The sequence below is a fragment of the Kocuria kalidii genome, from assembly GCF_044462225.1.
Taxonomy (GTDB): Bacteria; Actinomycetota; Actinomycetes; order Actinomycetales; family Micrococcaceae; genus Kocuria; species Kocuria kalidii.
The window spans coordinates 1-10,325 of record NZ_JBISWJ010000101.1 but is presented as its reverse complement, the minus strand read 5'-3'; the positions used below and the strand labels follow the sequence as shown (position 1 = coordinate 10,325).

General features: G+C 73.0%; 9 protein-coding genes and 1 tRNA gene. 1 reads left to right on the top strand and 9 read right to left on the bottom strand.

Going from position 1 to position 10,325, the window contains the following annotated elements:
- From ACH9D3_RS15320 to argS, 6 genes are all read right to left on the bottom strand, one after another.
- Window positions 1-896 (bottom strand): Rho termination factor N-terminal domain-containing protein (locus ACH9D3_RS15320; protein WP_396411590.1); only part of this gene is annotated, 896 nt, incomplete at its 3' end.
- A gap of 324 nt (window positions 897-1,220) precedes the next feature.
- Window positions 1,221-2,171 carry a homoserine kinase gene (gene thrB / locus ACH9D3_RS15315; protein WP_396411589.1) on the bottom strand — a complete coding sequence of 317 codons (951 nt, stop codon included), beginning with the start codon at window positions 2,169-2,171 and terminating at the stop codon, window positions 1,221-1,223.
- A 6-nt stretch (window positions 2,172-2,177) separates the two neighbouring features.
- Window positions 2,178-3,287, bottom strand: coding sequence for a threonine synthase (thrC, locus tag ACH9D3_RS15310; protein WP_396411588.1), 1,110 nt, complete (start codon window positions 3,285-3,287; stop codon window positions 2,178-2,180).
- A gap of 108 nt (window positions 3,288-3,395) precedes the next feature.
- Window positions 3,396-4,718: a homoserine dehydrogenase gene (locus ACH9D3_RS15305; protein WP_396400274.1), complete on the bottom strand. Its 1,323-nt coding sequence runs from the start codon at window positions 4,716-4,718 to the stop codon at window positions 3,396-3,398.
- Window positions 4,719-6,167: a diaminopimelate decarboxylase gene (lysA, locus tag ACH9D3_RS15300; protein WP_396400273.1), complete on the bottom strand. Its 1,449-nt coding sequence runs from the start codon at window positions 6,165-6,167 to the stop codon at window positions 4,719-4,721. It abuts the gene before it with no gap.
- A gap of 4 nt (window positions 6,168-6,171) precedes the next feature.
- Window positions 6,172-7,842 (bottom strand): arginine--tRNA ligase, encoded by a 1,671-nt coding sequence (gene argS, locus ACH9D3_RS15295; RefSeq protein WP_396411587.1) that lies wholly within the window; start codon window positions 7,840-7,842, stop codon window positions 6,172-6,174.
- A gap of 107 nt (window positions 7,843-7,949) precedes the next feature.
- Here argS and ACH9D3_RS15290 point away from each other — a divergent pair.
- Window positions 7,950-8,022: transfer RNA gene (locus tag ACH9D3_RS15290), tRNA-Arg, on the top strand.
- Window positions 8,023-8,093: 71 nt separating this feature from the next.
- Here ACH9D3_RS15290 and ACH9D3_RS15285 read toward each other — a convergent pair.
- From ACH9D3_RS15285 to ACH9D3_RS15275, 3 genes are all read right to left on the bottom strand, one after another.
- Window positions 8,094-8,456 (bottom strand): hypothetical protein, encoded by a 363-nt coding sequence (locus ACH9D3_RS15285; RefSeq protein WP_396400271.1) that lies wholly within the window; start codon window positions 8,454-8,456, stop codon window positions 8,094-8,096.
- 61 nt (window positions 8,457-8,517) lie between these two features.
- Window positions 8,518-9,345: an ABC transporter ATP-binding protein gene (locus ACH9D3_RS15280; RefSeq protein WP_396400270.1), complete on the bottom strand. Its 828-nt coding sequence runs from the start codon at window positions 9,343-9,345 to the stop codon at window positions 8,518-8,520.
- A 3-nt stretch (window positions 9,346-9,348) separates the two neighbouring features.
- On the bottom strand, window positions 9,349-10,287 hold the full coding sequence (locus tag ACH9D3_RS15275; RefSeq protein WP_396400269.1) for an ABC transporter permease: 939 nt from the start codon (window positions 10,285-10,287) through the stop codon (window positions 9,349-9,351).
- Between the last annotated feature and the right edge of the window lie 38 nt (window positions 10,288-10,325).

The window sequence follows — 10,325 nt, the reverse complement described above, 5'->3', positions numbered from 1 at the left end:
TTGCCGTCCTGACCGCGGTTGTCCTGGCGGTTGTCCTGACCCTTGCCGTCCTGACCGCGGTTGTCCTGACCCTTGCCGTCCTGACCGCGGTTGTCGCGCTTGTTGCGGCCGTCGCCCCTGTCCTGGCCGTTGCCCTGGCCCTTGCCGTCCTGCCCACCCTTGTCCTGGCGGTTGTCCTGGCCACGGTTCTGGTTGCGGCCCCGGTCCTGCTTCGACGCGTCGTCGTCGCGGCCCTCGGCCGCGGATCGCCCGTCCTCGGTCTTCTGCCCGGCGTCCTGGGCGTTCCCGCCGTTGTTCTGGCCGCCGTTGTTCTGGCCGCCGTTGTTCTGGCCGCCGTCGTCACGGTTGCGGTTCCGGCGGCTGCGGCCGCGGCCGCGGCCGCCGTCGCCGTCCTGGCCGGAGGAGTCCTCGGCGGGACGGTCGGGGGCCTGCTGCTCAGGGGCCTGCCGGCCGTCGGCGTCCTGCTCTGCGGACTGCTGCTCGGCGGTGGGAAGCACACCGGTGCTCGTGGCCCGGCGGGAGCGGGACCGACGCTGCGGCTGGCCGTCCTCGGCGCCCGGCGCGGCGGTGTCCCCGCCGGTGCTCGTGCCGCCCTTCCCGGCGGCCGCCTGCGCGCCGCTGTCGGCGCCCGGGTCCGTGCCCCGGTCGGAGGTCTTCTCGACCGTCTCGGCGATCTTCTCCTCGACGGCCCGGTCCCGGTCGGCCACGGCGCCGCCGCGCTGGTGGGCGGCGATCGCGTCGACGAGCAGGCTCTTGCGCATCCGGCGCGCGCCGGTGATGCCGAGCTGGGCGGCGAGCGCCTGGAGCTGGGCCAGTTTGAGCGCGGACAGGCCCGCGTTCCTGGGATCGGTGGTGGTCTCTTCCGTACCCGTGGAAAGGTCGGTGGTCTCGGTCACGAAGTGTCCTTCTCCCTCGGTGGGGGGCCCGTGGATCTCAGAGTCCAGGACCGTGGATGGTTCCCGGCGGGCCGCGAACGCGGGCCGCCTGCGGCGGGGCGCACTTCAGGGCGCGGCAGCCTGGGCGAACAAGGTGTCACCCGGAGATCATGGTGTGCCCCGGTCCGTGTCTGCGCGGACCGGTGCGCCGCCGGCATCGAAGAAGCCGGTGCCGGCGGGGGATCACCGGAGGATCTGAGGCGGTGGAGTCGAGGAGCCCGTGGCATCCGACCGGGCACTGCCCCTCGTGATGCCCGCTGTCCTCACCGCGCGGGGCGCGGCGTCCTACCCCTGGATCTGCTGCGGGTGCCCGTTCAGCTTAGCACCCTGCCCGTCGACCCGCAGACGGAGGACACGCCAGGAGACGGAACCGTCCCCGTCCGCCACGAGCTCGTCGAGGGAGCACACCGTCTCCGCCGCCTGGCTCCGCCCCGCGGCGAGCACCAGGACGGTGGGGCCGGCCCCGGAGATCATGGCCGGCAGCCCCCGTTCCCGCAGGTCGGCCATCAGCCGGGCGCTCGGGGGCATGGCGGAGGCCCGGTACGGCTGGTGCAGGCGGTCCGCGGTCGCGGGCAGCAGCAGCTCGGGGCGCCGGGTCAGCGCCTCCACGAGCAGGGCCGTCCGCCCGGCGTTGACCGCGGCGTCGTGGTGCGGGACGGTCGCGGGCAGCAGGGACCGGGCGAGGCGGGTGGGCACCTCGAAGTCGGGGATCGCGACCACCGGGACGACGTCCTCGTGGACGGCCACCGGGACGCTGCGGTAGCCGTCCCCGTCGGTCCAGGAGATCACCAGCCCGCCGTAGAGGGACGGGGCCACGTTGTCCGGGTGGCCCTCCATCGCGGCGGCGACCTGGAGCAGGCGCCGGTCGTCCAGGGCCAGCTCCGCGGGCAGCAGCGCGTTCGCCGCGAGCACCCCGGCCACCACGGCCGAGGCGCTCGAGCCCATCCCGCGGCCGTGCGGGATCCGGTTGGTGGCCTCCAGCCGCAGACCCGGAAGGTGCTCCACGCCCGCGGCCCGGAGCACGGCCCGCACGGCGCGGACCACCAGGTGGTCCGCGGAGCGGGGCACGGAGGCGGAGCCCTCGCCGTGGAGCTCGAACTCCAGGCCCCCGCCGGTGACGGTGACGGCGAGGTCGTCGTAGTGGCCCAGCGCCAGCCCCAGGCTGTCGTAGCCGGGTCCCACGTTGCCGGTGGAACCGGGCACGCTGACGGTGACCCGCTGCCCGATCTCGAACATCCGGGGCTACTCCAGGCCCAGCGCGGCGGCGACGGCCACCACGTCGAAGGGCACGCGCTTGGGCTCGACCAGCGAGGGGTCCTCGCTCTCGGCGGCCTTGATCGCCCACTGCGGGTCCTTGAGGCCGTGGCCGGTCACGGTGATGACGACCGTCGCCCCCGTGGGGGCCTCCCCCGCGGCGTGCTTCTGGAGCAGGCCGGCCACGCCCGCGGCCGACCCCGGTTCCACGAACACGCCCTCCTCGGCCGAGAGCCAGCGGTGGGCGGCGAGGATCTCGTCGTCCGAGACGGAGCCGATGAGCCCGCCGGACTCGTCGCGGGCGGCGATCGCGGAGTCCCAGGAGGCCGGGTTGCCGATCCGGATGGCGGTCGCGATCGTCTCGGGCTCCGTGACGGGGTGCCCGAGGACCAGCGGGGCGGCGCCCTCGGCCTGGAACCCCCACATCACGGGCAGCCTCGTCGACACGGCGGGCAGCTCCGCACCGGCCGGGGAGACGGACGGGCGGGCGTACTCCTGGTAGCCCTTCCAGTACGCGGTGATGTTGCCGGCGTTGCCGACGGGCAGGATGTGCAGGTCCGGGGCGTCGCCGAGGGTGTCGACCACCTCGAACGCCCCGGTCTTCTGGCCCTCGATCCGGTACGGGTTCACGGAGTTCACGAGGAAGACGGGGTAGGACTCGGAGAGCTTGCGCGCCACCTCGAGGCAGTTGTCGAAGTTCCCGTCCACCTGGATGATGTCCGCGCCGTGCGCCACGGCCTGGGAGAGCTTGCCCATGGCGATCCGGCCCTCGGGCACGAGCACCGCGCACGTGAGACCGGCCTGCTTGGCGTACGCCGCCGCGGAGGCGGAGGTGTTGCCGGTCGAGGCGCACACGACGGCCTCGGCGCCCTCCTCCTTGGCCTTCGTGATGGCCATGGTCATGCCCCGGTCCTTGAACGAGCCGGTCGGGTTCATGCCCTCGAACTTCAGCCACACGGTGCTGCCGGTGAGCGCGGACAGCGCACGGGCCCGGATCAGCGGTGTGCCGCCCTCCCCCATCGTGATGACCTCGGTGGACGCGGAGACCGGCAGCCGGTCTCGGTACTCGTTGATGACGCCCTGCCAGACGTGTGCCATGTGCTGGATCTCTTCCTGTGGACTTCGGGGGTGCGGTGGGGGCTCGCGCGGCGGGGCCGCCTCGCGCGGGCGGGGACGCCCGCGCCGGGGCCGGCCCCGCCGGGGCGCTCAGTCGGCGTGCTCCACGCGGATCACGCCGGCGACTCCCTCGACGAACGGCAGCTCGCGCAGGGCGTCCACGGTGGCCACGAGGTCCTTGTTCGCACCCCGGTGGGTCACGAGCCGGATCTCCGACAGCTGCGGGTCGCCGTGCGGGTGGTCCTTCTGCTGCATCGTGAAGATCGACACGCCGTGGTCGGCGAAGACCTGGGCGATCCGTGCCAGGACGCCGAGCCGGTCCTGGACGGTCAGGGTGATCGAGAAGCTCGTGCGCACGTCGTCCATCGGCGCGGCGGGCAGCTGGGCGTGGGGGTCCGCACCCTGGGCCGGGCCGCCGAGCACGAGCCGGCGTGCCGCCGAGACGAAGTCGCCCAGCACGGCCGAGGCGGTGGGGGCACCTCCGGCGCCCGCTCCGTAGAACATGAGGGAGCCCGCGTTCGCGGCCTCGACGAACACGGCGTTGTAGGCGCCGTGCACGCCCGCCAGCGGGTGCTCCCGCGGGATCATGGTCGGCGTGACCCGCAGGTTCACCCCGCCCGAGCAGCGCTCGCACACCGCCAGGAGCTTGATCACGTAGCCGGCCTCGCGGGCGGCGGCCACGTCCTCGGCGGTGACCCCGGTGATGCCGCGGCAGTACACGTCGTCGATGGTGAAGGTCGAGTGGAAGGCCAGGGACGCGAGGATGGCGGCCTTCGCCGCGGCGTCGTGGCCCTCGACGTCCGCCGTGGGGTCCGCCTCGGCGTAGCCGAGGCGCTGCGCCTCGGCGAGCGCGTCGTCGAACTGCGCGCCCGTGGTGTCCATCTGGTCGAGGATGTAGTTCGTGGTCCCGTTCATGATGCCCAGCACGCGGTCGACGCGGTCCCCGGCGAGGGAGTCCCGCATCGGGCGCACGATCGGGATCGCGCCGGCCACGGCGGCCTCGTAGGACAGGGGCACGCCGGAGGCGTCGGCCGCGTCCTGCAGCTGCCGGCCGTGCCGGGCGATGAGGGCCTTGTTGCCCGAGATCACCGGCTTGCCCGCGTGCAGGGCCCGCAGGATGCGGCTGCGGGCGGGCTCGATGCCCCCGGTCAGCTCGATGACCACGTCCGCGGCGTCGACGAGGGCCTCCGCGTCGGTCGTGAGCAGGTCCTCGGGCAGCTCGACGGTGCGCCGGGCGGCGAGGTCGCGCACGGCGATGCCGACGAGCTCGACGGGCGCGCCCACGCGGGCGGCGAGCTCGCCGCCGTGGTCGATGAGGGTGCGGGCCACCTCGGCGCCGACGTTGCCGGCACCGAGCAGGGCGACCTTCACGGTCGAGGGCGGGCGGGTGGTCTCAGGGGTCGAGGCGGTCAATCAGGCTCCCAGGTCGCGGGCGAACAGGTCATCTTCGGTCTCGCCCCGCACGATGAGCCGTGCCTCCGGACGGTCCCCGTCGGTGCGCACGGCGACGACCGGCGGGCGGGCGAGCCAGTTGTAGTTGCTGGACAGGGCCCAGCAGTAGGCGCCGGTGGCGGGCACGGCCAGGACGTCCCCGGGGGCGACGTCCTCGGGCAGGTAGACGTCGCGCACCACGACGTCCCCGGACTCGCAGTGCTTGCCCACCACCCGGGAGAGCACGGGTGCTCCCGCGGCCCGGCGGTTCGCGAGCACGGCGGTGTAGTCGGCGCCGTAGAGCACGGGCCGGGCGTTGTCGCTCATCCCGCCGTCCACGGACACGTACCGGCGCAGGACACCGGTCTCCACCGTGACGGTCTTCAGGGTGCCCACGGTGTAGAGGGTGCACGCGGCCGGCCCGGAGATCGCGCGGCCGGGCTCGATGGACAGGTGCGGGACTGCCATGCGCAGGGAGCGGGCCGTGGTGGCGACCTTCTCGGCGAGGGCCTCGGCGATCTCACGGGCCGGCCGCGGGGTGTCGGCCTCGGTGTAGGCGATGCCGTAGCCGCCGCCGAGGTCGAGCTCCGGCAGGGTGAGGCCGAAGCGCTCGTCGGCGTCGGCCATGAACGCCAGCACCCGCTCCGCCGCCAGGCCGAAGCCGTCGGCGTCGAAGATCTGCGAGCCGATGTGGCAGTGGATCCCGCGCAGGTCGAGGGCGGGTTCCACGACGCACGCGGCGACGGCCTGCATCGCGGTGCTGTCCCCGCCGCCCTCCGGCAGGGCGAGGGACAGACCGAACTTCTGGTCCTCGTGGGCGGTGGCGATGAACTCGTGCGTGGAGGCGTGCACGCCGGGGGTCACCCGGATCATCACGGGGGCGACGACGCCGAGGGTGCGTGCCAGGTGGGACACGAGCTCGATCTCGGCGAGGGAGTCCACGACGATCCGCCCGAGCCCGCTGTCGAGGGCACGGGTGATCTCCGCGGCGGACTTGTTGTTGCCGTGCAGGGCGATCCGGCCCGGTTCCATGCCGCCGCGCAGGGCGACGGCCAGCTCCCCGCCCGAGGCGGTGTCGACGTTGAGGCCCTCCTCCCGGATCCAGCGCACCACCTCGGTGGTCAGGAAGGACTTGCCGGCGTAGTACACGGAGACCTCGGCGCCGATCCGCGCGAACGCCTCGGTGAAGGCAGAGCGGAACTCGCGCGCCCGGGCCCGGAACGTGTCCTCGGAGTAGACGTAGGAGGGCGTGCCGTAGCGCTCGGCGAGCTCGGGGACGGGGATCCCCGAGACGGTCAGCGCCCCGGTGGCGTCGCGGCGGAACGCCTCCGGCCAGATGGCGGGGTCGAGGGCGTCGAGGTCCTCGGGCACGCTCAGCCAGTCCGGCGCCAGGGGGGAGCCCTCGGTGCGGGTCGTCGGGTCGATGGTCATCCGATCACATCCTCTCGGGTGCCGACACGCCGAGCACGCCCAGGCCGTTGGCCAGGACCTGCCGGGCGGCGTCGTTGAGCCACAGGCGGGTGCGGTGCAGGTCGGTGACCTCGTCCTCGCCCTGCGGCGCCACGCGGCAGACGTCGTACCAGCGGTGGTAGGTCCCGGCGATCACCTCGAGGTGGCGGGCCACACGGTGCGGCTCCCGGAACTCGGCGGCCTGGGCCAGCACCGACGGGTACTGGCCCAGGGCGGCGAGCAGCTCCCCCTCCATCGGGTGGTCGAGCAGCGACGCGTCGAAGACGGCATCGCCGCGCCCGTCCGTGCGGGCGACGCCCGCCGCCTCGGCGTTGCGGCCCACGGCGCACGTGCGGGCGTGCGCGTACTGGACGTAGAAGACCGGGTTCTCGTTGGAGCGCCGCGTCAGCAGACCCAGGTCCACGTCGATGTTGGAGTCCACGGAGAAGCGGGTCAGCGAGTACCGGGCGGCGTCCACGCCGACGGCCTCGACCAGGTCCTCCATGGTCACCACGTTGCCCGCGCGCTTGGACATCCGCACCGGCACGCCGTCCTTGACGAGGTTGACCATCTGGCCGATGAGGACCTCCACCCGCTCCGGGGCGTCGCCCAGGGCCGCGGCGGCGGCCTTGAGCCGGGCCACGTAGCCGTGGTGGTCGGCGCCGAGCATGTAGATGCACAGGTCGGCGCCGCGGTCCCGCTTGTCCTTGAAGTAGGCGATGTCCCCGGCGATGTACGCGGCCTGGCCGTCCGACTTGACGACCACCCGGTCCTTGTCGTCGCCGTAGGCGCTCGAGCGCAGCCACCACGCGCCGTCCGCGAAGTACAGGGCGCCGGAGGTCTTGAGCTGCTCGAGGAGCCTCTCGACCGCGCCGTTGTCGAACAGCGACTGCTCGTGGAAGTACACGTCGAAGTCCACGCCGAACTCGTGCAGCGAGGACTTGATCTCGGCGAACATCAGCTCGACGCCCGCTGCCCGGAACGCCTCCTGGGGGTCGCCGGAGTCGAGGACGCCGGGGTTCTCGGCGACGATCCGCCCGGCGATCTCGGTGATGTACTCCCCGCCGTAGCCGTCCTCGGGGGCGGGTTCGCCCTGTGCGCGGGCCAGGAGGGAGCGGGCGAAGCGGTCGATCTGCGCGCCGGCGTCGTTGAAGTAGTACTCGCGCACCACGTCCGCGCCCTGCGCCTCGAGCACGCGGGCGAGGGAGTCGCCGACCGCGGCCCAGCGGGTGCCGCCCAGGTGGACCGGTCCGGTGGGGTTCGCGGAGACGAACTCCAGGTTGACGGCCGTCCCGGCCAGCGACCGCGTCCGGCCGAAGGCCTCGCCCTGCTCCACGATCGTCCGGGCGATGCCCCCGGCGGCGGCGGCGTCCAGGGTGATGTTGAGGAAGCCCGGTCCGGCCACGTCGACGGCGGCCACGCCCGCGGTGTCCTGCAGCCGCTCCTTGACCACCGCGGCGACGTCGCGCGGGGCGCGCCCCGCGCTCTTCGCCAGCTGCATGGCGATGTTGGTCGCCCAGTCCCCGTGCTCCCGGTTCTTCGGCCGCTCGATGCGCACCTCCGGCAGCTCGGCGCCGTCGGCGAGGGCGAGCTCGCCGCGGGCCACGGCGTCCTGCAGGCATGCGGATACGGCGAGAGAAAGTTGTTCTGGAGTCACCGCACCAGTGTAACCGGGCGTCGCGGAGCGCCCGCGCCGGGCGGTCGGCGAGCACCTCCGGAAACCTGCTAGTATCGTCGAGGTTCATCGCTGAGGCGGTGGAGCAGGCCCGCGTAGCTCAGGGGATAGAGCGTCTGCCTCCGGAGCAGAAGGCCGTAGGTTCGAATCCTACCGCGGGCACCGCACGACGAAGGCCCCGGACCGGTCGGTCCGGGGCCTTCGTCGTGCCCGGCGCGGAACGGGCCGGGCCGTCAGTCCTCGTCGTCGAGGGGCCGCCGCCAGCGCTGCGGGTCGTAGGGGCGGACCGGTCCGTCGCCGAACTGCTCGTCGAGCAGCTGGTCCTCCGGGTTCGGGCCCTCCCCCGCCGAACGGCGCCAGTTGAACCCGGCGACCGCCAGCGCCCCGCCGCCGAGCAGGGTCGCGGCGCCCACCACGGTGACGACCACCGCCCGCCCGGTCAGGCCGGCGGCCTCCCCCACGGAGACGCGCGCCAGGTGGTGGATGGCCTCGGGCACGGTGAACGTCGAGACGAACAGGGCCACCACGCCCACGGCCAGCATCCACCCCCCGGTGCGCCGGCGGCGGGCGTGCTGCGGATCGGGGGTGTGGCTCACGGCGGTGCTCTCCTGGCTGCTGGACGGGACCGGGCGTGGACCGCCGGCCGGGGGTCGCCGGTCAGGCGCCGTCCTCGGTCTTGACGCTCTCGAACAGCGTAGCGTCGTCGAACGCGTCCTGGCCCGCCCCCGGCTGCAGCCGGCGGAACTGCTCGAGCAGGCCGGGCACGGTCATGGACTGCTTCTGCCCGGCGTCGAGCTCGAAGAGCACCCGCCCCTCGTGCATCATGATGAGCCGGTTGCCCAGGCGCAGGGCCTGCTCCATGTTGTGCGTGACCATGACCGTGGTCAGGTTCTGCTCGGCCACGATGTCCGCGGTGAGCCGGGACACGAGGTCCGCCCGCTGCGGGTCGAGGGCAGCCGTGTGCTCGTCCAGGAGCAGGATGCGCGGCTCCGAGAACGTCGCCATCAGCAGGGACAGGGCCTGGCGCTGACCGCCGGAGAGCAGGCCCACCTTGGCGCCCAGCCGGTTCTCCAGGCCCAGCTCGAGACTGGCCAGCTTCTCGCGGAAGAGCTGGCGGCGTGCGTTCGTCAGCCCGGGCAGGAGGCCCCGGGACTTCCCGCGCTGGAGGGCGATCGCCATGTTCTGCTCGACCGTCATGGTCGGCGACGACCCCTTCATGGGGTCCTGGAACACCCGGGACAGGTACCGGGCGCGCTTGTGCTCGGGCAGCCGGGTGACGTCGGTGTCGTCGACCCGCACGGTGCCGGTGTCCGGGATCAGGCTGCCGGAGATGGCGTTGAGGATCGTCGACTTGCCGGCGCCGTTGGAGCCGATCACGGTCAGGAAGTCGCCCTCCTGCAGGGTCAGCGAGACCCCGGCGAGGGCGCGGCGCTCGTTGACGGTCCCCGCGAAGAACGTCTTGTGGACGTTGTCGATGGTGAGCACGGCTCAGGCACCTGCCTTCGTGGTCGCGGGAGTGTCGGTGAGGTCGTCCACGAGGCGTGCCGCCTCGTTCGCCATGTGCCGTTCCCTGCGGCGCCGGAAGAACTGCAGCTGCGGCACCACCAGCGCGGCCACCACGAGCACCGCGGAGATCAGCTTCATGTCGGACGGGTTGAGGCCGGCCTGCAGGGCCACGGTGATGACCAGCCGGTAGACGACCGAGCCGAGGACCACGGCCAGCGTGGCCATCACGACCGTGCGCGAGCCGAAGAGCCCCTGGCCCAGGATCACGGAGGCGAGCCCGACGACGATCAGGCCGATGCCCATGCCGATGTCGGCGAAGCCCTGGTACTGGGCCACGAGGGAACCGGCGAGGCCCACGAGCCCGTTGGACAGGCACAGGCCCAGCATCTTCTGGTGGTCCGTGTTCACCCCGAAGGAGCGGATCATCTCCGGGTTGTCGCCGGTGGCCTGCATCGCGAGGCCGGCGTCCGTGTAGAGGAACCAGTCGAGCAGCACCTTGACCACGGCCACGCCGAGCAGGAACAGGGCGATGCCGATCCACGTGCCCTGCACGCCCAGCTCGGCGAGCGGGGTGAAGACCGTGTCCTCGCGCAGCAGCGACAGGTTCGCCCGCCCGTCCATGACGCGCAGGTTGACGGAGTAGAGCGCGGTCATGGTGAGGATGCCCGCGAGCAGCCCGTTGATGTGGGCCTTGGTGTGGAGCAGGCCCGTGATGAGCCCGGCGAGCGCGCCGGTCACGAAGCCGGCGGCGGTGGCGAGCCAGGGGCTGCCGCCGCCGAGGATGATCATCGCCGTGGTGGCGGCGCCCGTGGTGAAGGACTGGTCGACCGTCAGGTCGGGGAAGTCGAGCACCCGGAACGTGAGGTAGACGCCCAGCGCCATGACCGCGTAGAGCAGTCCGAGTTCGATACCGGCTATCACTTCTGGTGGGTCCGTTCTGGTTGGTGGGGCACGGGGTG